The organism is Cupriavidus sp. USMAA2-4 (assembly GCF_001854305.1).
Classification (GTDB): domain Bacteria; phylum Pseudomonadota; class Gammaproteobacteria; order Burkholderiales; family Burkholderiaceae; genus Cupriavidus; species Cupriavidus malaysiensis.
On sequence record NZ_CP017749.1, the window covers coordinates 1,914,047 to 1,940,353 of the forward strand.

Annotated in this window: 21 protein-coding genes; 12 read left to right on the top strand and 9 right to left on the bottom strand. The window is 69.5% G+C overall.

The features are described 5' to 3' along the window. Positions 1–10: 10 nt before the first annotated feature. The 3 genes from BKK79_RS28530 to BKK79_RS28540 form a co-directional block, all read right to left on the bottom strand. Entirely contained in the window at positions 11–925 is a 915-nt protein-coding gene (locus tag BKK79_RS28530) for an ABC transporter permease (RefSeq protein ID WP_232346340.1), read from the bottom strand. Beyond that, positions 918–1,829: an ABC transporter permease gene (locus BKK79_RS28535; protein ID WP_071039500.1), complete on the bottom strand. Its 912-nt coding sequence runs from the start codon at positions 1,827–1,829 to the stop codon at positions 918–920. Before BKK79_RS28535 ends, BKK79_RS28530 begins: the two co-directional genes overlap by 8 nt. A gap of 116 nt (positions 1,830–1,945) precedes the next feature. Continuing rightward, on the bottom strand, positions 1,946–3,559 hold the full coding sequence (locus BKK79_RS28540) for an ABC transporter substrate-binding protein (protein WP_071039501.1): 1,614 nt from the start codon (positions 3,557–3,559) through the stop codon (positions 1,946–1,948). 278 nt (positions 3,560–3,837) lie between these two features. Here BKK79_RS28540 and BKK79_RS28545 point away from each other — a divergent pair, with 278 nt between their 5' ends. Then, a complete protein-coding gene (locus BKK79_RS28545) occupies positions 3,838–4,650 on the top strand; it encodes a GntR family transcriptional regulator (protein ID WP_071039502.1) in 813 nt (270 codons plus the stop codon). Between the two features lie 39 nt (positions 4,651–4,689). Here BKK79_RS28545 and BKK79_RS28550 read toward each other — a convergent pair whose 3' ends face one another. Further along, positions 4,690–5,841, bottom strand: a complete 1,152-nt coding sequence (locus BKK79_RS28550; RefSeq protein ID WP_071016700.1) for an AraC family transcriptional regulator — start codon at positions 5,839–5,841, stop codon at positions 4,690–4,692. A gap of 236 nt (positions 5,842–6,077) precedes the next feature. Between BKK79_RS28550 and BKK79_RS28555 the strand changes: the two genes are divergently transcribed. From BKK79_RS28555 to BKK79_RS28595, 9 genes are all read left to right on the top strand, one after another. Beyond that, positions 6,078–7,088 (top strand): tripartite tricarboxylate transporter substrate binding protein, encoded by a 1,011-nt coding sequence (locus tag BKK79_RS28555; protein ID WP_071039503.1) that lies wholly within the window; start codon positions 6,078–6,080, stop codon positions 7,086–7,088. 74 nt (positions 7,089–7,162) lie between these two features. Continuing rightward, a complete protein-coding gene (locus tag BKK79_RS28560; RefSeq protein ID WP_071039504.1) occupies positions 7,163–8,911 on the top strand; it encodes a long-chain fatty acid--CoA ligase in 1,749 nt (582 codons plus the stop codon). A 173-nt stretch (positions 8,912–9,084) separates the two neighbouring features. Beyond that, positions 9,085–10,071 (top strand): tripartite tricarboxylate transporter substrate binding protein, encoded by a 987-nt coding sequence (locus BKK79_RS28565; RefSeq protein WP_071016694.1) that lies wholly within the window; start codon positions 9,085–9,087, stop codon positions 10,069–10,071. A gap of 45 nt (positions 10,072–10,116) precedes the next feature. Further along, positions 10,117–10,896: an enoyl-CoA hydratase/isomerase family protein gene (locus BKK79_RS28570; protein WP_071016692.1), complete on the top strand. Its 780-nt coding sequence runs from the start codon at positions 10,117–10,119 to the stop codon at positions 10,894–10,896. 62 nt (positions 10,897–10,958) lie between these two features. Further along, on the top strand, positions 10,959–12,125 hold the full coding sequence (locus tag BKK79_RS28575; RefSeq protein ID WP_071016690.1) for a thiolase C-terminal domain-containing protein: 1,167 nt from the start codon (positions 10,959–10,961) through the stop codon (positions 12,123–12,125). Positions 12,126–12,226: 101 nt separating this feature from the next. After that, a complete protein-coding gene (locus BKK79_RS28580) occupies positions 12,227–13,414 on the top strand; it encodes an acyl-CoA dehydrogenase family protein (protein WP_071016689.1) in 1,188 nt (395 codons plus the stop codon). Between the two features lie 469 nt (positions 13,415–13,883). Beyond that, positions 13,884–15,806 (top strand): PrkA family serine protein kinase, encoded by a 1,923-nt coding sequence (locus BKK79_RS28585; protein WP_071016687.1) that lies wholly within the window; start codon positions 13,884–13,886, stop codon positions 15,804–15,806. A gap of 37 nt (positions 15,807–15,843) precedes the next feature. Beyond that, a complete protein-coding gene (locus BKK79_RS28590) occupies positions 15,844–17,106 on the top strand; it encodes a YeaH/YhbH family protein (RefSeq protein WP_071016685.1) in 1,263 nt (420 codons plus the stop codon). Between the two features lie 85 nt (positions 17,107–17,191). Next, on the top strand, positions 17,192–18,721 hold the full coding sequence (locus BKK79_RS28595; RefSeq protein ID WP_071016684.1) for a SpoVR family protein: 1,530 nt from the start codon (positions 17,192–17,194) through the stop codon (positions 18,719–18,721). Positions 18,722–18,787: 66 nt separating this feature from the next. On the opposite strand, the gene BKK79_RS28600 is transcribed toward BKK79_RS28595, so the two are convergent. Next, positions 18,788–20,242, bottom strand: a complete 1,455-nt coding sequence (locus BKK79_RS28600; RefSeq protein WP_084085283.1) for a protoporphyrinogen/coproporphyrinogen oxidase — start codon at positions 20,240–20,242, stop codon at positions 18,788–18,790. A 242-nt stretch (positions 20,243–20,484) separates the two neighbouring features. On the opposite strand from BKK79_RS28600, the gene BKK79_RS28605 reads away from it, so the two are divergent. Continuing rightward, complete coding sequence (locus BKK79_RS28605) at positions 20,485–21,183, top strand: TetR/AcrR family transcriptional regulator (protein WP_071016680.1); 699 nt, start codon at positions 20,485–20,487, stop codon at positions 21,181–21,183. A 50-nt stretch (positions 21,184–21,233) separates the two neighbouring features. On the opposite strand, the gene BKK79_RS28610 is transcribed toward BKK79_RS28605, so the two are convergent. From BKK79_RS28610 to BKK79_RS28620, 3 genes are read right to left on the bottom strand one after another with little or no spacing between them, the layout of a single operon-like run. Then, entirely contained in the window at positions 21,234–22,220 is a 987-nt protein-coding gene (locus tag BKK79_RS28610; RefSeq protein WP_071039506.1) for a Bug family tripartite tricarboxylate transporter substrate binding protein, read from the bottom strand. A 58-nt stretch (positions 22,221–22,278) separates the two neighbouring features. Then, a complete protein-coding gene (locus BKK79_RS28615; protein WP_071039507.1) occupies positions 22,279–22,740 on the bottom strand; it encodes a MaoC family dehydratase in 462 nt (153 codons plus the stop codon). Next, positions 22,737–23,972, bottom strand: coding sequence for a CaiB/BaiF CoA transferase family protein (locus BKK79_RS28620; RefSeq protein WP_071039508.1), 1,236 nt, complete (start codon positions 23,970–23,972; stop codon positions 22,737–22,739). Before BKK79_RS28620 ends, BKK79_RS28615 begins: the two co-directional genes overlap by 4 nt. A gap of 125 nt (positions 23,973–24,097) precedes the next feature. Between BKK79_RS28620 and BKK79_RS28625 the strand changes: the two genes are divergently transcribed. Then, positions 24,098–24,988, top strand: a complete 891-nt coding sequence (locus tag BKK79_RS28625) for a LysR substrate-binding domain-containing protein (RefSeq protein WP_071016673.1) — start codon at positions 24,098–24,100, stop codon at positions 24,986–24,988. A gap of 43 nt (positions 24,989–25,031) precedes the next feature. On the opposite strand, the gene BKK79_RS28630 is transcribed toward BKK79_RS28625, so the two are convergent. Next, complete coding sequence (locus BKK79_RS28630) at positions 25,032–26,144, bottom strand: helix-turn-helix transcriptional regulator (RefSeq protein ID WP_071016671.1); 1,113 nt, start codon at positions 26,142–26,144, stop codon at positions 25,032–25,034. Positions 26,145–26,307: the final 163 nt, after the last annotated feature.

The window sequence follows — 26,307 nt, forward strand, 5'->3', positions numbered from 1 at the left end:
AGGGATTCGCTCATAGCTGCCTCCGGCGCGGGTCGAACTGGTCGCGCAGCCAGTCGCCCAGCAGGTTGGATGCCAGGCAGGTGGCCATGATGGCCAGGCCCGGCATGGTGATGACCCACCAGGCATTGCTGATGTAGTTGCGCGCATCGGCCAGCATCAGTCCCCAGGAGACGTCGGGTTGCTGGATGCCCAGGCCGAGGAAGCTCAGCGAGGCCTCGAACAGGATGACCTGGCCCACCTGCAGCGTGGCCAGCACCAGCAGGGTGTTGAGCAGGTTGGGCAGCAGGTGGCGGCGGAAGATCACCAGCGTGCCGCAGCCGGCCACGCGCGCCAGCGCGACGTAGTCGCGCTGCTTGAGCGACATCACTTCGCCGCGCACGATGCGCGCGTACCAGGTCCAGTAGGTCACCACGATGACCAGCACCACCGTCTCGAAGCCCGGCCCGAGCACGGCGGCCAGCACCAGGGCCAGCGCCAGCGCGGGGATCGACATCTGGATGTCGACCAGGCGCATGACGAGCGCGTCGACGCGGCCGCCGAAGTAGCCGGCCGCCATGCCCACCGCGGTGCCGATGCCGCCCGAGATCAGGATGGCGTAGAGCGCGACCACCAGCGAGATGCGGGTGCCGGCCAGGATGCGCGACAGCACGTCGCGTCCCATATTGTCGGTGCCGAGCGGATAGGACCAGTGGCCGCCGGCAAGCCAGGCCGGCGGCTGGAAGGCGAGGCCGAGGTCGAGCGCGTTCGGATCGTGCGGCAGCAGGGCTTCACCGCCGAGGGCGCAGGCCAGCAGCACGGCGAACACCGCGCAGGGGAACCAGGGCAGCGCGGCCAGCGTGGACCAGCGCAGCCAGGCCGGCGGCGGCGCGCGCCGCCGGGCCGCAGAAGGGGCCGGGGTCATCGAAGCATCGGCGCGATCAGCCATGGCGCATCCTCGGGTCGATCAGGCCGTAGCTCAGGTCGACCAGTGTGTTGGACAGCACGAACAGCACCGAGGTCAGCATGACCCCCGCCTGCACCACCGGGAAGTCGCGCGCGAACACGGCTTCCACCACGGTGCGGCCGACCCCGGGCCAGGCGAAGATGACCTCGACCACGAAGGCGCCGCCGAGCATGGCGGCGAAGTAGACGCCCAGCATGGTGACCAGCGGGATGGCCGCATTGCGCAGCGCGTACTTCCACATCAGCGCGCGCTCGGGCACGCCCATGGCGCGGCCCATGCGGATGTAGTCGCTGTCGAGCACGTCGAGCATGGCCGAGCGCACCACGCGCGTCTGCGCCGCCACCGGGTACCAGCCCAGCGCGATGGCGGGCAGCACCAGGCTGGCCGGTCCTTCCCGGCCGAAGGCCGGCAGCCAGTTCAGGCGCACGGCGAACAGCAGGATCAGCAGCAGGCCCACCCAGAAGTTGGGCATGGCCTGGCCGAGCATGGCGAAGGCCTTGCCGAAGCGGTCGAACCAGCCGCCGCGGTAGCGCGCCGACAGCACGCCGAAGGGCACGGCCATCGCCACCGAGAACAGCAGCGCGGCGACGGCCAGCTCCACGGTGGCCGGCAGCCGCTCCAGTATCAGTCCCAGCGCCGGCACCTGCCAGCGGTAGGAGTTGCCGAAGTCGCCGCTCAGCGCGTGGCCGAGGAAGTAGAGGTATTGCGTCAGCAGCGGCCGGTCGAGGCCGAGGTGCAGCCGGGTCTGCTCGATCACGTCGGGCGGGGCGTCGGCCGGCAGCAGCAGGGCGAGCGGATCGCCCGAGAGCCGGGAGATCACGAAGATGATGACGCTCGCGCCGAGGATGCTGACGAGGCCGTGCAGCAGGCGTCTGGCGATGGGCATGCGTGGTGCCTCCAGCGGGGGGAGGGAAGGGAGGCCGCACCGCGCGGCGGGCGCGCGCGGTGCGGGCGGCGGCGGCCGGCTAGTGTCCTGAGTCCACGAATTCGTGATTCAGGGCACTAGGGCTTCAGGCCGACTTCCTGGAAGGCGCGCCAGTAGTCGCGGATCGGCCAGGGCACGTAGTCGACCTTGTCGCGCCAGGCAAAGGTGACCAGCGGGCGGTAGGTGGGCAGGCCGCCCTCGACGCGCTCCTGCTTGAGGCGCGCGATCTGCTGCAGCAGGTCGGCGCGGGCGGCCGGATCCATGGTGCCGCGCTGCTTCTCCAGCAGGGCGTCCATGTCCTTGTCGCTGGTGTAGGAGTAGGTGCCCCAGCCGCTGCCCTGCTGCCAGCTATGCAGGTGGCCGGACCAGGCCAGGCCGGGGTCGCCCGGCAGGCCCTGCGACCACATCCAGCTCAGCACGCCGTCCATCTCGGGCGGGCCGCTGCGGCCGCGCTTGCCCAGGCTGATCCAGGCGCCGTACTCGAGATTGCGCACCTGGCAGCGGATGCCGACCGAGGACAGGTAGGCGTACATCGCCTCGCCGACCTCCTTCATGCTCGGCTCGCGCGGCGTGGTCAGGTTGTAGCAGGGTGTATCGAAGCCGTTGGGGTAGCCGGCCTGCTTGAGCAGGTCGCGCGCCAGCTTGGGGTCGTAGGAATAAGGCTTGAGCGCGGGGTCGTAGCCGACCGAGCCCTGGCCGACCTGGGCGTAGCGCTCGCCCTGGCCGAACAGCACGCGCTTGATGATGGCGTCGACATCGATGGCGTGCGCGGCGGCCTGGCGCACGCGTACGTCGTTGAACGGCGACCTGGGCATCTGCGTATTGAAGTTCAGGAAGAGATTGTTGCCGCTGACCAGCGTGGCGGTCTTCACGCCGGGCATCTTCTTGAACTCGTCGACCATGGACGGCGGCACGTTGTCGATCCAGTCGACCTTGCCGGTCTTGAAGGCCGCCACGCGCGTCATGTCCTCGGGGATGATCTTGATCACCAGCTCCTTCACGCGCGGCCGGTGGGCCTGGTTCCAGTAGCCGTCGAAGGCCTCCAGGCGCAGTTCGTCCTTGACGGTGCGCGAGACGAACTTCCACGGCCCGGTGCCGACCGGGCGGCGCGCGAATTCTTCCTCGCCGACCTTCTGGATGTACTTCTTGGGCATGGCCCACAGCTGCATATTGCCCGCGATGAACTGGGCGTCGGGCTCCTTGAAGTAGAGCCTGAAATGATAGGGATCGAGGATCTCGAAACGCTCGACCGATGACACATAGTGCGAGAAGAAGCTGCTCTTGGGGTCGCGCTGGCGCTGCCACGAGAACTCGAAGTCCTCGGCCGTGAGCGGGTCGCCGTTGTGGAACCTGACGCCTTTGCGCAGGCGCACGTCCAGCACCGGCTTGCCGTCCTTGCCGTTCTCCAGCTTCCACGATTCGGCCAGCCAGTTCTCGTCCTTGAGCGCGGCATTGCGCCGCGTCAGCATCTCGAAGATCTGGCCGACGAAGTAGTGGTCGACGCCGGCCGAGATCTTGACCGGGTCCAGCGTGGTGGATTCGGCCGCGAAGGCGACCGTGAGCGTGCCGCTGGCGGCGGCGGGCGTGGTGGGTGTGGCGGGTTTGCCCTGGGCGGCGGCGGGGCCGGCGGCGCAGGCGAGCGCCCCCAGCATGAGGGTGCCGATCCAGGCTTGCAGCGAGTGCTGACGCATCGTGCTCCTCCTTGGGTGCCGGCGCGCGGCCGGCGGGGTTGTCTCCGCCCCCGTTTCTGGTACGTGGTCCGGTCGCCGGCGGGTCGCGGCCGCGCCCGGGGTGGCGATGCGCGCCGGGGCTGGCCGTGCCCGCGCAGTCGCCGCGGGTGGCGGAAAAAATTATGGAAGCGCTTAACTCACAAGTCAACGGTCAATTGTTAACAATCGACGATTTACGCGGCAAAGCCCGCCCGGATAGAATGGGACATCTCTGTATCCACCTCTCTCCACCTCTCGTCATGAGCGGACTTTTCGACTTCCTGCAGGCGCGCTCGGTGCCGGACGCAGCGGCGGTGGCGGACGGCCCTGCGTCCGAGCCACCGGCAGGCACTGCCCGCCGCAGGCTGACCGCGGCCACCATCCCGGAGCAGGTGGCCAAGCACCTGGGCCAGGCCATTCTCAATGGCCAGTACGCGCCGGGCGAGCAGATCAAGGAGCAAGCGATCGCCGAGCTGTTCGGCATCAGCCGCGGGCCGGTGCGTGACGCGCTGCGCGTGCTGCAGGCGCAAGGCCTGGTCGAGATCTCGCCGCGCCGCGGCGCCTTCGTCGTCGAACTGCAGCTCAACGACGTCATCGATATCTTCAATATCCGCAGCGCCCTGCTGTCACTGGCGGTGCGCTACCTGGCCATCAATCCGGACAAGGCGGCGCTGGCGCCGCTGCGCGAGCGGCTGGCGGAACTGAAGGATCTGGGAAGCCAGGACGAGCCGGCGCTGATCGAGTTCGTGCGCGCCATCGGCCGCATGGGCGTGGGCCTGATGCATGCGTGCGGCAACCGGCAGCTGATCCAGGCCTACCGCACGCTGCCGCATGACGGTATCTGGCAGATGCTGTGGGTCACCACCCGCCCCATGGACTACATGACGCGCGCGCGCCGGCAGGAGAGCGTGCGCGACTACACGCAGGTGCTGGCGGCCATCGAGGCCGGCGGCGCCGACCAGGCCGAGCGCACCATGCGCAAGATCATGCAGGATTCCCGCAACGAGGTGATCCGGCAGATGAGCCAGGCCCACGGCGAAGCCATCGAGGCCTTCCGCCTGCAGACGATCTGAGGGCGGAAGGTCTTGCCCGGGGCGCGGCCCCGGGGCCGCTCAGGCGCCCGCCGCCAGGCCGGCCGCCAGCTGCCGGTGGCGGTACTCGCCCGGTGCCACGCCGGTCCATTTCTTGAACGCGCGGTGGAAGGTGCTCGGCTCCGAGTAGCCGAGGCGCAGCGCCACCTGGTGCAGCGGCAGGTCGGAGCGTTCCAGCAGGCCGATGGCCGCGTCGCGGCGCAGGTCGTCCTTGATGCTCTGGTAGCCGCGGCCTTCCTCGCGCAGGCGCCGCCGCAGGGTCTGCGGCGTGAGCTGCAGGGTGGCGGCCACCGCCTCCAGCGAGGGCAGCTCGCCGTCGAGCTGGCAGCGCAGCTGGCGGCGGATGCGCTCGGCCAGGCCGCAGTCGTCGCGGTAGCGCACCAGCAGGTCGCGCGGCGCGCTGCGCAGGAAGCGCTGCAGGCTGCTGGCGTCCTGCGCCAGCGGCAGGCGCAGCCAGGCCGCGTCGAAGTGCAGCGCGGTGCGCGGCCGCCCGTAGGCGACCTCGGCGCCGAAGATGCGTTCGGTGTCGTGGCGCTGCGCGTGCGGCGCCGCGCTCAACTCGACGGCGCTGATCGGCAGGCGGCGCGCCAGCAGCCAGCACAGCAGCCCGTAACCGTGGAACACGAAGGTCGATTCGGCGAAGCGGCTGCAGGGCGTGGCGGGCGCCTGCGGCACCAGCACCAGGCTGGCGCAGCCGTCCTGTACCCGCAGGCGGGGGGCGAAGTCGTCGATCAGCAGGCGGTAGTGGCGGACCAGCGCGCGCAGGGCGTCGCCCAGCGTGGCGCAGTGGATGGCCGCCGCGCAGGCCTGGGCGAGGGCGCCCGGCAGCACCGGGCGCGACAGCAGGCCGCAGAACTCGTCGCGCATGACGCGCCGCAGCGAACGCATCAGCGCCGCGTACTGGCCCTGGCTGACGCGGGCGCTGGGCGACAGCAGCAGGGCCGGCGAGATGCCGGCGCGGCGCAGCAGCGCGTCGATATCGTGGCCGAGCCGCTGGGCGCCGAGCAGGATCTGCTCGACATGCTGCACTGCAATGGTGTGGCGCGCCTGGGCGCAGCCGTCGGCGGCATGCGGTGCCACGCGGCTGGCGGCGTGCGCGCGGGCGGCGGGTGCCAGCAGCGGCATGGCGGGGGGCGGCGGTGCTGCGCGTCCGCCGGACATCGCACGGTGCATGGGTCTCCTCTTCTGGTCGCCTTCGGGTCGCGCTCGCGGGACTGGCCCGCGCCGTTGCAGGCAATTTGCCGCAGCCGGCCGGCGCGTGCAATCCGCATTTGCCGAAGGCAGCCTTTGCCCTGAACGATTCGGCCAATCATTTTGGGCCGATTGGTCATTGTCCACGCGGCGCAGCATCGCGCAATCTTCGCCTGTTCGTGACCGAAGGCAACAGACCGAGGCAAGGAGGAGGCAAGATGCAGGCAAATCGTCGCCAGGTGCTGTATCGGCTGGCAGCCGCACCGCTGCTGCTGGCGGGCATGGCCCTCGGGCCGGCCGCGGCCCAGACCGCCGCGTCCGCCCCCGCGGCAGCGTTCCCGCGCCGTCCGGTGCGCATCGTCGTGCCCTATCCGGCCGGCGGCGCCACCGACGTGCTGGCGCGCGCCATCGCCGAGCCGCTGGGCAAGCAGTGGCAGCGCCCCATCGTGGTGGAGAACAAGCCCGGCGCGAGCGGCATGATCGGTGCCGACGCGGTGGCCAAGGCGGCGCCCGACGGCCACACCGCGCTGCTCACCATCACCACCCTGGTGCAGGCGCCCAGCCTCTACGCCAAGGCGCCGGTCGACCCGGTCAGGGACTTCGTGCCGGTGTCGGAACTGGGTACCACCAGCCTGGTACTGGCGGTCCATCAGTCGGTGCCGGCCAGCACCCTGGCCGAATTCATCGCCCTGGTGCGCGCCGCTCCCGGCAAGTATTCCTACGGCTCCTTCGGCACCGGGTCCAGCGGCCACCTGTACGGCGAGATCTTCAAGGAGTCGGCCCGCCTCGACATGACCCATGTGTCCTACAAGGGCGAGGCCGCCGAACTCAACGACCTGCTGGGCGGCCAGGTGCCCGCCGCCATCATCTCGGTGATGGGCGCCAAGCCGCATGTGGCCAGCGGCCGCCTGCGCGCGCTGGCGGTGACCGGCCCGGCGCGTGCGCCCCAGTTGCCGGGCGTGCCGACCTTCGCCGAGGCGGGCATCGGCGGCATGGAGTCGATGGGCTGGTTCGGCCTGCTGCTGCCGGCGGCGACGCCGCGGCAGATCGTCGACAAGTACGCCGCCGACGTGAACCGCATCCTGGCCACGCCGGCGCTGCGCGGGCGCATGGGCGAGATGGGCGTGGTGCTCAGCGGCAGCACACCGGACGCGTTCGCCCAGACCGTGCAGAGCGACTACGCCCGCTGGGGCAAGGTGATCCGTACCCGCAATATCCGCTTCGACTGAAGGCCCGATCCCGCGGCGGGGGCACGCAGTTCCTCCCGACGCGCTGCATTTCCGCTTGAACCCACTGGCACGATATGACGCAGTCCCCGCATTCCGGCGCCGCCCAGGCGTCCAGCCCCGCTCCCCGCCGCTCCCCGTTCTGGCCGACCGGCCTGCCCGCGGAAGCGCACATCCCGCGCACCAGCCTGGTCTACAACGTCGAAGCGGCGGCGCGCCGCTATCCCGACAAGACGGCCATCCAGTACTTCAGCCGCGCGATCCGCTACGCCGAGCTGCATGCGCAGATCGAGCGCATGGCGGGCTACCTGCAGCGCGCCTGCGGGGTCGGTCCCGGCGACCGCGTGCTGCTCTACAGCCAGAACTGTCCGCAGTTCATCATTGCCTACTACGCCATCCTGCGTGCCGAGGCGGTGGTGGTGCCGGCCAACCCGATGTGGCTGACCGACGAACTGGCGCACGTGGCCGGCGACAGCGGCGCGCGCGTGGCGTTCGCTGCGGCCGAGCTGTACGAGCGGCTGGCGCCGCTGCACGGCGAGGCGCTGCCGCATGTGATCGTGCACGACTATGCCGACATGCTGCCCGAGCCGGCGCAGGAGGCGGACGGCCCGTCCGTGCCCGCCTGGCTGCGCGAGCGCGCGCCGCTGGCGGCGCGGGCCCCGGCCGGCGGTACGCTGGTGCGCTGGCAGGATGCCGAGGCGGCCGGCCTGGCCCCGCTGCCGCACGCCGCCGGCTTCGACACCCTGTGCATGCTGGCCTACACCTCGGGCACCACCGGCCATCCCAAGGGCTGCATGCACACCCACGGCACCCTGATGAGCGCGGCCGTGGGTTCGCAGATCTGGCGCAGCAACACGCCCGAGGCGGTCTTCCTGTCGGTGGCGCCGATGTTCCACCTGCTGGGCATGCAGAACGGCATCCACGCGCCGCTTTACCTGGGTGCCACCATCGTGCTGCTGCCGCGCTGGGAGCGTGCGCTGGCAGCAGACATGATCGAGCGCTACCGGGTTTCCAACTGGGGCGCGCCGCCAGCCATGCTGGTCGACTTCTTTTCGCAGCCGGGCATCCTGGAGCGCGACCTGTCGAGCCTGGCCTTCCTCGGCGGTGGCGGGGCGGCCATGCCCGACGCCGTGGCCAATATGCTGCAGGAGCGCTTCGGCCTGGGCTACGTCGAAGCCTACGGCCTGACCGAGACCGCCGCCTTCCTGCTCTCCAACCCGCGCCAGCGGCCCAAGCGCGAATGCCTCGGCATCGCCACCTTCGGCGTCGACGCGCGCGTGATCGATCCGCACAGCGGCGCCGAGCTGCCCCAGGGCGAGCTGGGCGAGATCGTCGCCAGCGGGGCCCAGGTGATGCGCGGCTACTGGCGCAACCCGGAGGCGGACGCCGAGACCTTCATCGAGATCGACGGCAAGCGCTTCCTGCGCACCGGCGACCTGGGCTTCATCGATGCGGATGGCTACTTCTTCATGCGCGATCGCCTCAAGCGCATGATCAATGCCTCCGGCTTCAAGGTGTGGCCGGCCGAGGTGGAAAACCTGCTGTACGGGCACCCGGCCGTCCATGAAGCCTGCGTGATCGCCGCCAAGGACGCGCGGCGGGGCGAGACCGTCAAGGCGGTGATCGCCCTCAAGCCGGGCATGCAAGGGCGCGAGGAGGCCGGCGCCGAACAGATCATGCAGTGGTGCCGCGAGCGCCTGGCCGCCTACAAGGTGCCGCGCCTGGTGGAGTTCGTCGAGGCGCTGCCGAAGTCGGGCACCGGCAAGATCCAGTGGCGCGCGCTGCAGGAGGCCGAGAATGCCGCGCCGGCGCGCGCGGTGGAGTAGGCGGCGGACGGCAACGGGCGACAGCGGGCGACAGCGGGCGGCAGCGGACGACAGCGGACGACAGCGGACGACAAGCGGTGGCCGCGGGCAGGCCCGCCGCCCGCGGCAGGGCGGGGCCGGACAGGCAAGAAGAGGGCGCCGGCGCGCCCCGCAACGAGAACGAGGAGACAGCAATGGACAAGCAGAGAAGGCAGTGGCTGGCACAGGCCGCCGCACTGGGCGGCGGCGCCGCATTGACGAGCTGGGGCGTGCGCGCCCAGGGCGACTACCCGGCACGCCCGCTGCGCCTGGTGGTGCCGTATCCGGCCGGCGGCGGCACCGACACCGTGGCGCGGCTGATCGGGCAGAAGCTGTCACAGAACTGGGGCCAGCCGGTGGTGGTGGACAACAAGCCCGGCGCCAGCGGCATGCTGGGCAACGACATCGTCGCCAAGGCCGCGCCGGATGGCTATACCGTGCTGCTCGGCATCACGGCGATGATCCAGTCGCCCGGCCTGTACAAGAAGATTCCCTACAACGTCGAGCGCGACTTCGCGCCGGTCTCGCTGGTGGCGCGTTCGTCGGACCTGTTCGTGGTGCCCAACCGCGTGCCGGCGCGCACGCTGGCGGAGTTCGTCGCGTTGGCCAAGGCCAGCCCCGGCAAGCTCAGCTATGGCTCCTACGGCAACGGTACCTCGGCCCACCTGCACGGCGAGCAGCTCAAGATGCGTGCCGGCATCGACCTGGTCCACATTCCCTACAAGGGGGCCGCGCCGCTGGTCAGCGACGTGCTGGGCGGGCAGGTGGACTCCGCCTTCGTCGACGTCACCTCCGCCAACGCCTACGTGACTTCCGGCAAGTTCCGCGTGCTGGCCATCACCGGCACGCAGCGCCACAAGGCGCTGCCGGCGGTGCCGACCTTCGCCGAGGCGGGCTTCGCCGGCTTCGAGCCGAACGGCTGGTTCGCCTTCTTCCTGCCCGCCGGCGCGCCGCGCGACGTTTCGTCGCGCTTGTCGGCGGAGATCGTGCGCATCACCCGCCTGCCCGATGTGTCGCAGCGGCTGGCCGACATGGGGCTGCAGCCGGTGGGCTCGACCCCGGAAGAACTGGCCGCGGTGGTCGCGACCGATACGCCCAAGTGGGCGCGCATCGTGCGCGATGCCCATATCCAGCTCGATTGAAGCGGCCCGCCGCGGCCGCCACGTGACAGGCCACAGGAGACTCCGATGGAAACCATCCGCTACGCCGTCGAGGACGGCATCGCCACGCTGACGCTGGACTACCCGGCACGCAAGAACGCCCTCAACGGCACCATGCGCCGCGAGATCGGCGAGGTGATCCACGGCCTGCGCCAGGACAGCTCGGTGCGCGCCCTGATCCTGACCGGCGCCGGCACCGACTTCTGTTCCGGTGGCGACATCAGCACGATGAAGGGCCAGATCAGCGCCGACCAGGGGCGCCAGCGCCTGGCAGCCATCCACCCGTGGCTGGAAGACCTGATCCAGCTCGACCGCCCAGTCATCGCCGCCGTCGACGGCGCCGCCTTCGGTGCCGGCTTCAGCCTGGCGCTGACCGCCGACATCGTGCTGGCCACGCCGCGCGCGCGCTTCGCGCTGCCCTTCCTGCGCCTCGGCTTGATTCCCGATTGTGGTGCTTTCTACACACTGCCGCGCATGATCGGCCTGCAGCGCGCCAAGGCCTTGATGTTCTCGATGCGGGAGCTGAGCGCCGAGGCGGCGCGCGACGAGGGCATCGTCATGGAGATCGTGCCGGCCGAGGCCCTGCAGGCACGCGCGCGCGCCATCGCCGCCGCCTTCACCGAGGCCTCGCCGGTGGCGCTGGCGTTGACCAAGCGGGCACTCAACGCATCGCTCAACCAGGACTTGCACAGCATGCTCGAGATGGAGGCGGACGGGCAGGGCATCGCCTTCGCCACCGAGTACCGCGAGCAGGCGGCGACGCGCTTCCTCGACAAGCAGCCGGCGCGCTATCGCTGGCCGGACTGACCAGGACCGCGCGGGCGCCGGCACAAGACACAGGCACAGGACACAGCACAGGAGACAGGCCGATGGAGAGCGTGTGCGTGGTGGGCGTGGCCATGGTGCCGTTCCACGAGCCGGGCGCGGGCGGCAGCGAAGCCGCGCTGGGCGCGCGCGCCGCGCGCGCGGCGCTGGACGACGCCGGGCTGTCCTATGCCCAGGTCGAGCAGGCCTATGCCGGCCACGCCTGCGGCGATCCCTTCGGCGGCCAGCGCGCGCTGTATGGCCTGGGCATGACCGGCATCCCGGTGGTCAATGTCAGCAGCCACGACGCGAGCGGTGCGGTGGCCTTGTTCCTCGCGCGGCAGGCGGTCGCCTGCGGTGCGGTGGAATGTGCGTTGGCGCTGGGCTTCGACCAGCCCGGGGCGGGCGCCTCGGCGGACCTGCCGGAGGCCTTCCTCGATGCGCTCGACGATCTGCAGGGCTTCGATCCGGAAGTGCCATGCGAGGCCCAGTTCTTCGGCGGTGCCGCGCGGGCCTATATGCGCGAGCATGGGCTGCGGGCGGAGACACTCGGGCGCATCGCCGTCAAGGCCCGCCGGCATGGTGCGCGCAATCCGGGCGCGCTGGCGCGCACGCCGCTCGGCCTGGCCGAGGTGATGGCCTCGCCCACCGTGTTCGCGCCGCTGACCCGCCTGCAGTGCTGCCGGCCCGCCAGCGGGGCCGCCGCCGCGGTGCTCTGCTCGCCCGTCTTCGCGCGCCGGCACGGTCTGCCGCGGCAGGTCGAGATCGCTGCCCAGGCGATGGCCTCGGCCCTGCCGTCCGCGCTCGAGGGAGCCGACCTGCGCTGCCTGGCGGGCGCCGACATGGCGCAGGCGGCGGCGCGCCAGGTCTATGAAGCCGCGGGCCTCGGCCCCGCCGACCTCGACCTGGTCGAACTGCACGACAGCGCGACCGCCAATGAGCTGATCACCTATGAGGCGCTCGGGCTGACGGCGCCGGGCACGGCCGAGCGCTTCGTGCTCGACGGCGGCAATACCTACGGCGGCGCGATCGTGACCAATCCGTCCGGCGGCCTGCTGGCGCGCGGCAACCCGCCCGGGGCGACCGGGCTGGCGCAGTGCGCCGAGCTGGTGTGGCAGCTGCGCGGCAGCGCCGGGGCGCGCCAGGTCGAGGGTGCCCGTATTGCATTGCAGCACACGCTTGGACTCGGCGGCGCCTGCGTCGTCGGGCTTTACCGCGCGGCGGGCCGATGATGGCCAGGCCGCCCCGGCAGCCGGTTGCGGCGGCCTTCCGCCGCAACCGGCCATGACCCAATCCGCATTCATCCCAACTGCAACGAACCAGGAGAAAGACCATGGGAGCGCAAGACAGACACAATGAAATGGCGCCGCGGCCCACCCCGTGGATGACCGACGACCTGCGCCTGTTCCAGGAAACCGTGCGGCGCTTCATCGAGCGCGAGCTGGCGCCCCACGAGGCGCGCTGGGCGGAGCGCGGCTATATCGACCGCGAGGTGTGGAACCGCGCCGGCGAGGTCGGCCTGCTGTGTGCCAGTATTCCCGAGGAATACGGCGGCGGCGGCGGCAACTTCGCCCATGAGGCGGTGATCACCATGGAAATGGCGCGCGCCATCGTCTCCAGCCTGGGTAACGGCGTGCACAGCGGCATCGTGGCGCATTACCTGCTCAACTACGGTACCGAGGAGCAGAAGCGCAAGTGGCTGCCGAAGATGGCCACGGGCGAGCTGGTGGCCGCCATCGCCATGTCGGAGCCCGGCGCGGGCTCCGACCTGAAGTCCGTGCGCACCCGCGCGGTGCGTGAAGTGACCCAGGATGGCGAATGCTATCGCATCAACGGTGCGAAGACCTTCATCACCAACGGCTATCACGCCGACCTGGTGTGCGTGGTCGCCAAGACCGACCCGGAGGCCGGCGCGCGCGGCGTGTCGCTGATCATGGTCGAGACGCGTGACCTGCCGGGCTTCCGCCGCGGCCGGATCCTGGAGAAGATCGGGCAGAAGGGGCAGGACACGGCCGAGCTGTTCTTCGATGACGTGCGCGTGCCGGTGGCCAACCTGCTCGGCGAGACGGAGGGGCAGGGCTTCTACCAGCTGATGCAGCAGCTGCCGCAGGAGCGCATGATCATCGCGCTCGGCGCGGTGGCCAGCATGCATCGCGCGATCGAGCTGACCACGGACTACGTGCGCGAGCGCAAGGTGTTCGGCCAGCCGCTGCTGGACCTGCAGAACACCCGCTTCAAGCTGGCGGAGTGCAAGACCAATGCCACCATTGCCGCCACCTTCGTTGACGACTGCATGGTGCGGCTGATGGACGGCAAGCTCGACGCCGCCACCGCCGCCATGGCCAAGTGGTGGTGCTCGCAGCGCAATTGCGAGGTCATCGACGAATGCCTGCAGCTGCATGGCGGCTATGGCTACATGCTGGAGTACCCGATCGCGCGCATGTACGCCAATGCGCGCGTCAGCAAGATCTATGGCGGCTCCAACGAGATCATGAAGGAGCTGGTGGCGCGCACCTTGTAGCCACGCCGCGCTGCATGCATCCGCGCTCGTGCGAATGCACTAGGGCGTTCGCAGTAGACCGCCCGCAATCGCTTGTGCCGCCGGCCTTCGCGCCGGCGTTCTCTTTGGGCCTGAGGTTTCTCGTTACAAAAGCACCTGTGCACGCCCGCGGCATAAGGTGTAAGGTGTGACCAGAAAGTGGTCGGATAGACCGACAGAAGCGGGTGGGGGAGCGCAATCATCGCCGGCGGATTCATCGCTTGGCGCACTAGCAAATGCAGGGATCGCGCATCCGTTGCACATTTGCAGCGATCGAAAAAAGTGCGTCAACTCTCTCCTCCGCTCCGCCGTTATTTGACTATGATGAAGTAAAGAATTCGCAACTTTGCCAGCTTCCGTCAGGCCGGGGTGGCGGAACCGTCAATGCTGGCGTGCAGTCTCAGGTAGTAATACACCTTCGCCTCGGACGATTCGCTGACGGGAGTGAGGTATGGACATTTTCGGCCACTACGCATCGCGCTTCGAAGCCCGCAAGGAAGAGGAGTACAGCATCCAGGAGTACCTGGATATCTGCAAGAAGGACCCTTCCGCCTATGCGACTGCCGCCGAGCGCATGCTCGCGGCGATCGGCCAGCCGGAGCTGGTGGATACCCACCACGATCCCAGGCTGTCGCGGCTCTTCTTCAACAAGGTCATCAAGATCTATCCTGCGTTCCGCGAGTTCTACGGCATGGAGGACACGATCGAACAGATCGTCTCCTTCTTCAAGCATGCCGCGCAAGGGCTGGAGGAGCGCAAGCAGATCCTCTACCTGCTCGGGCCCCCGGGTGGCGGCAAGTCTTCGCTTGCCGAGAAGCTGAAGGCGCTGATGGAGCAGATCCCCATCTACGCGCTGAAGGGTTCGCCCATCCACGAGTCCCCGCTAGGGCTGTTCGCGCCCGAGGAGGACGGCAAGATCCTGGAGGAAGACTACGGCATACCGGTCCGCTACCTGAGTACCATCGCTTCGCCCTGGGCGGTCAAGCGGCTGCACGAATTCAACGGCGACATCACCCGCTTCCGCGTGGTCAAGCTGCGCCCGTCGGTGCTGTCGCAGATTGCGATTTCGAAGACGGAGCCCGGCGATGAAAACAACCAGGACATTTCCTCGCTGGTCGGCAAGGTCGATATTCGCAAGCTGGAAGACTACCCGCAGGACGATCCGGATGCTTACTCGTATTCCGGCGGGCTGTGCCTTGCCAACCGTGGCCTGCTCGAGTTCGTCGAGATGTTCAAGGCGCCCATCAAGGTACTGCACCCGTTGCTGACGGCGACGCAGGAGGGCAACTACAAGGGCACGGAAGGCTTCGGCGCGATCCCCTTCGATGGCGTCATCCTGGCGCACTCGAACGAGGCGGAGTGGCAGTCGTTCAAGTCCGACAAGAACAACGAGGCTTTCCTCGACCGCATCTACATCGTCAAGGTGCCGTACTGCCTGCGCGTGTCGGACGAGGTCAAGATCTACGACAAGCTGCTGCGCAACAGTTCGCTGACGGCCGCGCCATGCGCGCCCAGCACGCTGAAGATGATGGCGCAGTTCGCGGTGCTGACGCGGATCAAGGAGCCGGAGAATTCCAACATCTTCTCGAAGATGCGGGTCTATGACGGCGAGAACCTGAAGGACGTGGACCCCAAGGCCAAGTCCTATCAGGAGTACCGCGACTACGCCGGCATCGACGAGGGCATGACCGGGCTGTCCACGCGCTTTGCCTTCAAGGTGCTGTCGAAGGTCTTCAACTTCGACAATACCGAGGTGGCGGCCAATCCGGTGCACCTGCTCTACGTGCTCGAGCAGCAGATCGAGCGCGAGCAGTTCCCGCCGGATGCCGAGTCCAAGCTGATGTCCTACATCAAGGAGTACCTGACCACGCCTTACGTGGAGTTCATCGGCAAGGAGATCCAGACGGCCTACCTGGAATCGTATTCGGAGTACGGGCAGAACATCTTCGACCGCTATGTGGTGTTCGCCGATCTCTGGATCCAGGACCAGGAATACCGCGACCCGAATACCGGCGAGATCCTCGACCGCAACGCGCTGAATGACGAACTCGAGAAGGTGGAGAAGCCCGCGGGCATCTCCAACCCGAAGGACTTCCGCAATGAGATCGTCAACTTCGTGCTGCGGGCGCGCGCCAACAACGGTGGCAAGAACCCGAACTGGACCAGCTACGAGAAGTTGCGCATGGTGATCGAGAAGCGGATGTTCTCGACCACGGAAGACCTGCTGCCGGTGATCTCGTTCAACGCCAAGTCTTCGCGAGAAGACCAGGAAAAGCACGAGAACTTCATCAACCGCATGGTGGAGAAGGGCTACACACCGAAGCAGGTCAGGCTGCTGGTGGAGTGGTACCTGCGCGTGAGGAAATCGTCGTAACGGCGCCAGGACGAGGCCTACAACCGAGGACGATCCTATGGCCACGGTCATCGATCGGCGCGAGAACGGCGGTGGCAAGAGTACCGTCAACAAGCAGCGCTTCATCAAGCGCTACCGGGAGCAGATCCGCCAGGCGGTGGCGAAGGCGGTGTCGGGCCGGAAGATCATGGACATCGAGCAGAGCGGGCAGGTGTCCATTCCGGTCAAGGACATCTCCGAACCCGTCTTCCACCACGGCCACGGCGGGCGGCGCGAGTGGGTCCACCCGGGCAACAAGAAGTTCGTCCGGGGGGACAGCTTCGACCGCCAGCAGCAGGGCGGCGGTGGCGGCGGCTCCCAGGCGAGCGACTCGGGGGAGGGCGAGGACGATTTCGTCTTCACGCTTTCCCGCGAGGATTTCCTCAATTTCTTCTTCGAGGACATGGCGCTGCCGGACATGGCCAAGCGCCACCTGGCCAAGATTGCGGAAGTGCGCAAGGTGCGCGCCGGCTTCTCGCTGGACGGCACGCCGTCCAACCTGTCGATCCTGCGCACCATGCGCAGTTCGCTGGGGCGGCGTATCGCGCTCTCCAGTCCCTACCAGCGCAAGCTGCGCGAGCTGGAGCACGAGTACGGCGAAGTGCTCGAGCAGGACGGCCCTTATGGCGAGCGCGCGCTCGAGCTGATGCAGGAGATGCGCCACCTGCGTTCCTGCCTGGACCGGGTGCCCTTCATCGAGAAGCTGGACCTGCGCTACAACAACCGGGTGCTGCGCAAGCGTCCGCAGGCGCAGGCGGTGATGTTCTGCGTGATGGATGTGTCGGGCTCGATGGACGAGAGCCGCAAGGATCTCGCCAAGCGCTTCTTCATGCTGCTCTACCTGTTCCTGAAGCGCAACTACGAGCGCATCGACGTGGTCTTCATCCGGCACCACACGGTGGCCAAGGAAGTGGAGGAGGACGATTTCTTCCATTCGCGCGAGTCCGGCGGCACCGTGGTGTCGAGCGCGCTCAAGCTGATGGCCGAGGTGATCCAGAACCGCTATCCGCCCAGCCAGTGGAATATCTACTGCGCCCAGGCATCGGACGGCGACAACTGGGCCGGCGATTCGGAACTGTGCGGCCGCCTGCTGCGCGAGTCCATCCTGCCGCTGGTGCAGTACTACGCCTATGTGGAAGTTGCGTCCGAGGAACCACAGAATCTCTGGGAAGAGTATCTTACGGTGAAGGCCGGGCACGAGAACTTCGCGATGCAGCGCATCATCACCGCGGACGAGATCTATCCGGTCCTGCATGACCTGTTCCAGAAGCGGGCGGCGTGACGCGATTGCCGGCGGATGAGCGCCGCCGGCCGCCGCAGCCCCGGGAGCGGGGAGCGCATCGCAGACGCAGCCAACGGGAGCGCATATGGCTTATCTCTCCACCGGTTCGGAGTGGACCTTCGAGCTGATCCGGCGCTATGACCAGGAAATCGCCCGCATCGCCGGCGAATTCGGCCTGGATACCTACCCGAACCAGATCGAGATCATCACCGCCGAGCAGATGCTGGACGCCTATGCGTCGGCCGGGCTGCCGGTCGGCTACAGCCACTGGTCCTACGGCAAGCATTTCCTCGCCTCGGAGCGCAGCTACCAGCGCGGCCACATGGGGCTGGCCTACGAGATCGTCATCAACTCGAATCCGTGCATCGCCTACCTGATGGAGGAGAACACCATGCCCATGCAGGCGCTGACCATCGCGCACGCCTGCTACGGCCACAACTCCTTCTTCAAGGGCAACTACCTGTTCCGCACCTGGACCAACGCGGACGCCATCATCGACTACCTGCTGTTCGCCAAGAACTACGTGGCGGAATGCGAGCAGCGCTATGGCGAGCAGGAGGTGGAAGCGCTGCTCGACTCCTGCCACGCGCTGCAGAACTACGGCGTGGACCGCTACAAGCGCCCCAAGAAGCTGTCGATCACCGAGGAAAAGGCGCGCCAGGCGGAGCGCGAGAACTACCTGCAGATGCAGGTCAACGACCTGTGGCGGACCCTGCCCAAGCACCGCTCGCACGCGCTCGCCACCGAGGACGAGGCGCCGGAGCCGGAACCGCAGTTCCCGCCGGAGCCGCAGGAGAACCTGCTCTACTTCATCGAGAAGAACGCGCCCAAGCTGCAGCCGTGGCAGCGCGAGATCGTGCGCATCGTGCGCAAGGTCGCGCAGTACTTCTACCCGCAGCGGCAGACCAAGGTGATGAACGAGGGCTGGGCGACCTTCTGGCACTACACCATCCTGCACCGGCTGTATGACGAGAAGCTGGTCAACGACGCCTTCATGCTGGAGCTGCTGCAGGCGCATACCAACGTCATCTACCAGCCGCCGTACCACAGCCCCTACTACAGCGGCCTCAATCCCTACACGCTCGGCTTCCTGATGTTCCAGGACATCCGCCGCATCTGCGAGGACCCGACCGAGGAAGACCGCCGCTGGGCGCCCGAGATCGCCGGCAGCGACTGGCACCAGACGCTGGATTTCGCCATGCGCAACTTCAAGGACGAGAGCTTCCTGCTGCAGTTCCTCTCGCCGCGCGTGATCCGCGAACTGAAGCTGTTCTCGGTGCTGGACGACGACCGCGAGGGCAAGCTGCGCGTGACCGCCATCCACGATGACGAGGGCTACCGCCTGATCCGCCAGCTGCTGGCCAGCCAGTACGACCTGTCCAACATGGAACCCAATATCCAGGTGACCAATGTCGACGTCGGCGGCGACCGCTCGCTGACGCTGCGCCACCTGCAGAGCAGCCGGCGTCCGCTGGCGCACAACTACGAAGAGGTCGTGCGCCATGTGACGCGGCTGTGGGGCTTCACCACGCGGCTGGAAGTGGTGTACGAGGACGGCCGCCGCGAAATGAAGTACGAATGCCGGCCGGAGCGCCGGCACCGCAAGGCCGCCTAGCGTTGTTTATGGCTGCTTAGGGCCGCTTAGGGCCGCTTAAGGCCGCTTAGGGCCGCTTAGGGCCGCTTAGTCGCGGCGCGCGGCCGCCGTCGGCAAGGCCGCGGTCGCGAGCAGTGCTTGCGCGGCCCACTGGCCGCTGAGGGCGGCCGCGTCGGTGAAGGGCGCGTTCAGGTAGTCGCCCGCCAGGAAGACGCGCTGCCCGCCGGCCGGCCGGCGGGTGCGGTAGGCCTGCACGTCCCGCGCATGGCCGACGTCGGCGCACGGCATCGCGTGTTCCCAGCGCGACACCAGGCAATCGGCCAGCGCGTGCGAGATTCCCGGCAGATACCCCTCCAGTTCCGGCAGCACGTCGGCCAGCACGCTGGCGTCGCTGGCGCCCAGGCGCGCGGCCGCGGCGCTGTCGCTGAGCATCACATTGATCACCTGCGCGCCGTCCGGGGCGGGTCCCAGCTTGCCGGCCTCCAGCGCGATGGCGGCAATGTGACGCCGCTCCGTGCGCGGCACGAGCAGGCCATACAAGTTCTGCAGGGCGGGGGGCGGGCGGAAGCCGGGACGGGTCAAGAGGCCGAGATTGATGGTGCGGCTGTACGGCGTTTCCATCAGCCGGCGCGCAAGCGTGTCGGCGTCGCGCCAGGCGCGGCGGGCGTGTGGCGCGGGCATCGCGCAGACCAGGTAGTCGGCGCGCGCCTCGAAGCCCGGCCCGCTGGCACGCACGCCCTGGCCGTCCTGCACGATCTGCTCGACCCGGTGGCCGTAGCTGACCGGCAGCGACTGCGCCAGCTTGTGCGGCAGGCTCTGCATGCCGCTGGCCAGGGCGGTGGTGGCCTGGCGGCGCCAGCCGAAGGCGCTCACCTGCAAGGCCAGTGCGGCCGAGGTCGTTTCGGGGTCGAGGAAATAGAAGCCGTGCAATACCGGCTCGCTGACATAGGCCAGTGCGCCGCCGGCGCGCCGCCGCCCGAGCCAGGTGGCGGCCGATTCGCGGTCGAAGTCGGCCCAGGCGCCCAGGTCATTGAGCGCAAGGGTGCCGAGCGGGCCGCGCACGCCCCATAGCGCCATGCCCATGCGCAGCCACTCGGCCGTGCTGAGCAGGCCGCTGCGCAGCGGATCGGTGGCATGGGTGGCGCGCAGGCGGCGCGGCCGGCCGGCGCGCACCACGGCGCTGGCCGTGCTGGCGAGCGGGCGCGCCGGCGCCAGCCCGACGGCAGCGGCCAGCTGCGGCACCGCCGTATAGCCGGACGACAGGAACTGGGCGCCGCGCTCGAACAGGTGCTGTCCCGCTGCCACTGTGCTCATCCGCCCCCCCGGGGCATCGCCGGCTTCCAGCACGCGCACGCGCAGGCCGGCCTGGGCCAGATGCCAGGCGGCAGCCAGGCCGGCGATGCCTGCACCCACCACCAGCACCGAAGCGGGCTGGCCCTGGTGGGAGGCAGGGCCCGTGCCGCTGGGCAGCGGCGGTCCGGCGTGGGGGGAGAGGGGAGCGGGGGAGGCCGGTGCGGCGGGGAGGTCGGTCGGTGCGGACATCGCGGGGCGGCAGGTGGTGGCTGGTGGTAGCGGTCGATGGTGGCCGGTCGGGAAGCAGGACGGCCGGGCGAGGTCGGCGCCGGCCGGTGTGCGACAATCCTGCGGCAACGCGGCCCGCTTGCCTACTCGCTTTCCCCTCAGGTTTCGCCCCGGCCCCCGGCCCGGTCCATGTCCGGGCTGCCGCGCTTGCCGCTGCGCCGCAGCGCGGCCGGGTCGCCACCCGCTCGATCCGACCCGAACCGATGTCCACCGCCGCTCCTCCCGCCGAGCCCGCCCGGCGCCGCAAGCCCACGCAATCACGTGCCCGCTTCACCGTCGATGCCATCCTGGATGCCGCCGCACGGCTGCTGGCCGGGCAGGAGCACGAGGACGGCGCGGCGCCGTCCACCGACCGTATCGCCGAGCTCGCCGGCGTGTCGATCGGCACGCTCTACCAGTATTTCCCGGACCGCGATGCCATCGTGCGGGCGCTGGTCCAGCGGGAACGCGAGGCCGCGCTGGCCAGGCTCGACGAGCTGGTCGCACAGGGCGCGCAGGCGCTGGCTGGCCGCAGCGATGGCCCGCCTTGCGGCGATGCCGCCCGGCAAGGGATGCGCGCGCTGCTGCGGGCCTATGTGGCGGCCTACGTGCGCAGCTTCGGCGGCGAAGGCGCGGCGGGACGGGCGCTGGCGCGGCTGGCGTGGCGCCACGATCGGGAGGAGGATGCGCTGGTCGCGCTGCGCGCGGCCGGGGAACGCCTTGCCGCCCAGTTGCAGGCGCTCGAGATGCCGGGCCTGCGCGTGCCGGGGCCGGCCCAGATGTACGTGCTGACGCGGGCGCTGTTCGGCAGCGTGCGCGCCGCCTCGCTGGAGCGTTCTCCCCTGCTCGGTACCGCTGCCTTCGAGGCGGAACTGGTGCGCCTGTGCTGGGCGATGCTGTGGGACGAGGGCCACGGCGCCTGAGACCGCGCCGGCGGGCCACGGCCTGCCCCCCCGTGGCCCGCGGCCCGCGTTCAGTCCAGCGTGACGCCCGAGTCCTTCACCACCTTGTGCCAGCGCTCGATCTCGCGCGACAGGTACTTGCCGTAGGCTTCCGGCGTCGAGCCGAGGGGCTCGGCCCCCTGCGCGGCCAGGCTGGCGCGCAGTTCGGGCGAGGCCAGCGCCTTCATCACCGCGGCATTGAGCCGCTGCACCACCTCGGCCGGCGTGTGCGCCGGCACCAGCATGCCCTGCCAGGCACCGACCTCGAAGCCGGGCATCGCGGCCTCGCCTACCGTGGGCACCTCGGGGAGCTGGGAGCTGCGCGCGCTGCTGGTGACCGCCAGGGCCTTGAGCCGCTTGTCGCGGATGAAGGGCAGGGACGAGTTGATGGTGTCGGTCATGAACTGCACCTGGCCGCCCACCAGGTCGTTCAGCGCCGGCGCGCTGCCCTTGTAGGGTGCGTGCACGGCGGAGAGTCCGTTGGCCTGCAGGAAGAGGAAGGCGGCCAGGTGGGTGACGTTGCCGTTGCCGGCCGAGCTGTAGGTCAGCTTGCCGGGATGGGCCTTGGCGTACTGGATGAACTCCTTGACGTTGTTCACCGGCAGCTGGGCGTTGACCTCCAGCACCAGCGGCACCACCGCGGTCAGCGCCACCGGGGCGAAGTCGCGGCGCACGTCATAGGCGAGCTTGCGGTACAGCGCGGGACTGAGCGCGATCGACGAGGTGTTGTACAGCACGGTGTAGCCGTCCGCCGGGGCCTTGGCCACCATCTCGGCGGCGATGTTGCCGTTGGCGCCGGGACGGTTGTCGACCATGACCTGCTGGCCGAAGCTCTCGCTCATCTGTTTCGCGATCACGCGCGAGACCAGGTCGGTCGGCCCGCCGGCGGGGAAGGGCACGACCAGGCGGATCGGGTGGGCGGGGAAGTCGCTGGCCGCCTGCGCGGCGCCGGCGGTCCAGGGGCCGAGCGTGGCCAGCGTGGCGAGCGAGGCCGCCAGCCAGGTTCTACGGTTGGGCATCGGGTGTCTCCTCCTTGTGTTGGGTGGCCGGCGCACCGCCGCGAGGCGCCGCGCGGCCTCAGCGGCCCGCCAGCAGCCGGCGTGCCGCGTACGTCATGACCTTCTCTGCGCGCTGGTTGAAGACCTCGATGGTCGAGTCGACCACGGCGCGCCCGCTGCGCGAGGTGGGGCGGATGGCGTCGACCGTGACCGTGGCCCGGATGGTGTCGCCCACCACCACCGGCGCGAGGATCTTCTGCTGCAGTTCCAGCATGGCCAGGCCCGTGCCCTGGATCAGGGTCTGCAGGATGAAGCCCTCGATCAGCGTATAGGTCAGCGCCGCCGGCACCGGGCGGCCGGGGATGGCGCCGGCCTCATAGCCGTCCTCGATGAAGATGGCCTCCAGCATGCCGGTCACCGAGATGAAATTGACCAGGTCGGTCTCGGTCACGGTGCGGCCGAAGGTCTGGAAGGCCTGGCCTTCCTTCAGGTCCTGCCAGTAGAAGCCCTGGCCCAGCCGGGGCAGCTGCATCGGCGTCATGTCGTCTCCTTGTCGTTGTCGTTGTCGTTGTCGTTGCCCGCGCCGGCGCAGACCGCCGCGCCGCTGCGTACCAGCGCCTCGAGCTGCGCCGCGTCGAGCCCGGCGGCCAGCAGCTCGGCGCGGGTATGCTCGCCCAGGCGGGGCGGCATGCCGACCGCGCCGCGCTCACCGTCGAAACGCACCGGCGCGCCGGGAAAGCGCAGGGTGCCGAGAGCGGGATCCTGCAGGCGGGAGAAGAAACCGGTCGCCTGCAGGTGCGGATCGTCGGGCAGTTCGTCCAGCCCGTTGACCTTGGCCACCGGGATCTGCAGCGATTCGCACAGCGCCAGCCAGGCGGCGGTGGTGCGGCTGCGCACGATCTCGCCGGTAAGCTCGTACAGGGTCTCGATGTGCCGCGTGCGTGCACCGATGTCGGCGAAGCGCGCGTCGGCGGCCAGGTCCGGGCGGCCCGCCGCGGTGAAGAAGTCGCGCCAGTGGGCATCGGTGTACGGCATCATGCAGACGTGGCCGTCCGCGCTCTGGTAGGGCCGGCGCAGCGGCGCCAGCACGCGCGGGTAGCCGGCCGGGGCGCGCGGCGGCTCGAAGTGCCGGCCGTAGAAATGCTCGACGAGGTTGAAGGCGGCCATCGTCTCGAACATCGGCACTTCCACCAGGGTGCCGCGTCCGTCGCGCGCCGGCCGCCCGGCCAGCGCGGCGGCGATCGACAGCGCCGCCACCAGTCCGCTGGTCTTGTCGGCGGCGATGGTGGGGAAGTAGCGCGTCGAGCCGGTCTGTGCCGCCATCAGCGCGGCGTTGCCGGACAGGCCCTGGATGATGTCGTCGTAGGCGGGGCGACCGCCGTAGGGGCCGTCCTGGGCGAAGCCGAGCAGGCTGACATAGACGAGGCGCGGATGGCGCGCCATGACCTCGGCCGGATCGAGGCCCAGGCCGCCGAGTTTCTGCGGGCGCATGCTGTGCAGGAATACGTCGGCGCCGGCCAGCAGGCGGTCGAGCGCGTCCTGTGCGGTGGGCTGCTTGAGGTCGAGCACCACGCTTTTCTTGCTGCGGTTGACGCCCAGGAAGATGGCCGCCATGCCGGCCTCGGCGCCGGGACCGGTGCGGCGCGTGGAATCGCCGCCGGGCGCCTCCACCTTGATCACTTCGGCGCCCAGGTCGGCCAGCCACTGGCTGGCGTAAGGACCCATGACGACGGTGGAAAGATCGATCACGCGGATGCCCGCGAGTGGCTGCATGCCCTGTCTCCTGTCGGTCTGTGGGCGGCGCCGGGCCGGCGTCGCGATGTCGGCCAAGAGTAGATCAGCGGGGCTATCGCGTCTAATATTAGATTTTTAGCTTTCGATATTCAGGCGATATCAGCATGGATCTGCGCCAACTGCAGCAGTTCGTCGCGCTGGCCGAGACCGGCAACTTCCACCGTGCCGCCGAGCGGCTGCACATGGCGCAGCCGCCCTTGTCGATCTCGATGCGCCGGCTGGAGGAACAGCTCGGCACGCCGCTGTTCGTGCGCACGTCGCGCGGCGTGCGGCTGACCCAGGCCGGCGAGGCCGCGCTGGACGATGCGCGGCGCGCGCTGTTCCACGCCGGGCAGGCGCGCGCGGCGGTGCTGGCGGCGGCGCACGGGGAGCGCGGCGCGCTGCGCGTGGGCTTCGTCGGCTCCGCCACCTATGCCTTGCTGCCCAAGCTGATTCCCGCCTTCCGCGCCGCCCACCCCGGCATCGAACTGGTGCTGCACGAGTCCACCACGGCCGCCATCCTGGAGCGGCTGGAGCGGCATGAGCTCGACGCCGGCCTGGTGCGCGTGCCCATCCTCAACGCCGGCACCTTCGCCCTGACACCGCTGGAGGAGGATGTCTTCCTGGCGGCCGTGCACGCCGACAGCCCGCTCGCGCAGCGCGAAGCGGTGGCCTTGCGCGAACTGGCGGACGAGCCCTTCATCATGCACCCCAGCGCCGACGTGCCCAACCTCCATGCGGTGACCATGATGCTGTGCCAGCGCGCCGGCTTCGTGCCGCGCGTGGCGCAGGAGGCGGTGCAGGTGCAGACCATCGTCAGCCTGGTGGAAAGCGGGCTGGGCGTGGCGCTGGTGCCGAGCGTGGCGGCACGCTATGCCAACCGGCGCGTGCGCTTCCTGCCGCTGTCGAGCCCGCGCCCGGCCGGGCGCATCGGCATCGCGCTGGCGACACGGCCGGACGGCGACGAGCGCCAGGTCAGGCGCTTCGTGCAGGTTGCCTGCGCGGCGGTACGCTAGCGCAGCCCGACGCGTTGGCGGGAGGCAGGAGCGGGCCGGGAACTCAGGTGGTGGCGCCGCGCCGGCCGCGCGGCGCCGGCAGGCCGGGGGCGCCGCCTCGCTCCAGCGCCACGCCGGGCAGCAGGTGCAGCAGCCGCACCAGTTCTGCCTGGCGGTGCGTGCCGGTCTTGCGCAGGATGTCGCGGATGTGCACGCGTACCGTGTGCGGCGAAAGGAATTCGCGCTCGGCAATCTCCTGCAGCGTCTCGCCGGCGGCGAGGCGGATGGCGACGATGCTCTCCTTGCGCGACAGGCCGAACAGCGAGCTGAGCACCGAGGTGTCGAGCACCGAGCGCGATTCGGAATTGCCCATCAGCAGCATGGCGACCGGAAGCTGCCAGGCGCTTTCCACGGTCTGGCGCGATATCAGCGGCATCATGATCAGCGGCACCGGCTGGCCGCCTGAGGTGACGTGCATCCAGGAGCCCGCCGAGGCGCCGCCGTCGCGGCCCTGCACCGCGCCGTCCAGCAGCTGGCGCAGCACCGATTGCAGGGCATCCGCGCGTGCGCGCAGCTTGCCGTCCACCAGGGCCAGGTTGGCGTCGGCCCGCACCAGCGCTTCCGCCCAGCTGTTGCAGTAGCGCACCCGCATATCGCCTTGCAGCACCATCACGCCGAAATCCAGCGTGTCCAGGCTGGCCAGCCCGAGCGCCGCCATGCCGCTCAGCTCGACGTTGCGTTGCTGCAGGCGCGCGGCGCGTGCCCAGTGCGGCAGCACCTGGGTCAGGCGGCGGTGGCGGTGCTGTTCGTCCAGGTCCTGGCGGCCGGAGCGCGCGCCGCTCATCAGCACGCACACCTCGTCGCTGTCGTACAGCCGCACGCCCGCGGCCAGGTCGGCATGCTCGCGCAGGCCGGGGCCGCCGGCAGGTGCGATCTCGCCTTCGCTCAAGGCGCCGGGGAGTTCGTTGCCGCCTGGCGAGAAACTGCCGTGCGGGGTCATGCCGAGCCGCGTGACACGCACCAGCTTGTCCCAGACCACGTAGCGCGGGTGATCGGTGCAGGTGTACTGCGAGAAGCGGTCCAGCGCTTCGGGCAGCATGGTGACGTCGAGGGCTGACTCGTAGATGGAATCCACCAGGCGGTGGAAGTCCTCGTCAGGCGACGGAAGCTCACCCATTTTGATTTCCCCGGAGGCAAGGCGCCTCCTCAACTCTTATTCGCCGCGGCCGGCCGGCGCCACGGTCCTTTGTTATCGGTGTGCGTTGCCTCGTTCTGCCACAGACGGGTGGCAGCCTGCCGCGGACGTGCGCACGGGCGTCCGGGGCTTCGCTTCTGCGTGG

Coding starts and splice junctions, on each gene's coding strand:
- BKK79_RS28555 (WP_071039503.1), top strand. CDS start 6,078: ATGCAGGCAAATCGTCGCCAGGTGCTGTATCGGCTGGCAGCCGCACCG.
- BKK79_RS28535 (WP_071039500.1), bottom strand. CDS start 1,829: ATGCCCATCGCCAGACGCCTGCTGCACGGCCTCGTCAGCATCCTCGGC.
- BKK79_RS28605 (WP_071016680.1), top strand. CDS start 20,485: ATGTCCACCGCCGCTCCTCCCGCCGAGCCCGCCCGGCGCCGCAAGCCC.
- BKK79_RS28560 (WP_071039504.1), top strand. CDS start 7,163: ATGACGCAGTCCCCGCATTCCGGCGCCGCCCAGGCGTCCAGCCCCGCT.
- BKK79_RS28575 (WP_071016690.1), top strand. CDS start 10,959: ATGGAGAGCGTGTGCGTGGTGGGCGTGGCCATGGTGCCGTTCCACGAG.
- BKK79_RS28570 (WP_071016692.1), top strand. CDS start 10,117: ATGGAAACCATCCGCTACGCCGTCGAGGACGGCATCGCCACGCTGACG.
- BKK79_RS28590 (WP_071016685.1), top strand. CDS start 15,844: ATGGCCACGGTCATCGATCGGCGCGAGAACGGCGGTGGCAAGAGTACC.
- BKK79_RS28565 (WP_071016694.1), top strand. CDS start 9,085: ATGGACAAGCAGAGAAGGCAGTGGCTGGCACAGGCCGCCGCACTGGGC.
- BKK79_RS28620 (WP_071039508.1), bottom strand. CDS start 23,972: ATGCAGCCACTCGCGGGCATCCGCGTGATCGATCTTTCCACCGTCGTC.
- BKK79_RS28615 (WP_071039507.1), bottom strand. CDS start 22,740: ATGACGCCGATGCAGCTGCCCCGGCTGGGCCAGGGCTTCTACTGGCAG.
- BKK79_RS28550 (WP_071016700.1), bottom strand. CDS start 5,841: ATGCACCGTGCGATGTCCGGCGGACGCGCAGCACCGCCGCCCCCCGCC.
- BKK79_RS28530 (WP_232346340.1), bottom strand. CDS start 925: ATGGCTGATCGCGCCGATGCTTCGATGACCCCGGCCCCTTCTGCGGCC.
- BKK79_RS28600 (WP_084085283.1), bottom strand. CDS start 20,242: ATGTCCGCACCGACCGACCTCCCCGCCGCACCGGCCTCCCCCGCTCCC.
- BKK79_RS28580 (WP_071016689.1), top strand. CDS start 12,227: ATGGGAGCGCAAGACAGACACAATGAAATGGCGCCGCGGCCCACCCCG.
- BKK79_RS28540 (WP_071039501.1), bottom strand. CDS start 3,559: ATGCGTCAGCACTCGCTGCAAGCCTGGATCGGCACCCTCATGCTGGGG.
- BKK79_RS28610 (WP_071039506.1), bottom strand. CDS start 22,220: ATGCCCAACCGTAGAACCTGGCTGGCGGCCTCGCTCGCCACGCTGGCC.
- BKK79_RS28585 (WP_071016687.1), top strand. CDS start 13,884: ATGGACATTTTCGGCCACTACGCATCGCGCTTCGAAGCCCGCAAGGAA.
- BKK79_RS28630 (WP_071016671.1), bottom strand. CDS start 26,144: ATGGGTGAGCTTCCGTCGCCTGACGAGGACTTCCACCGCCTGGTGGAT.
- BKK79_RS28625 (WP_071016673.1), top strand. CDS start 24,098: ATGGATCTGCGCCAACTGCAGCAGTTCGTCGCGCTGGCCGAGACCGGC.
- BKK79_RS28595 (WP_071016684.1), top strand. CDS start 17,192: ATGGCTTATCTCTCCACCGGTTCGGAGTGGACCTTCGAGCTGATCCGG.
- BKK79_RS28545 (WP_071039502.1), top strand. CDS start 3,838: ATGAGCGGACTTTTCGACTTCCTGCAGGCGCGCTCGGTGCCGGACGCA.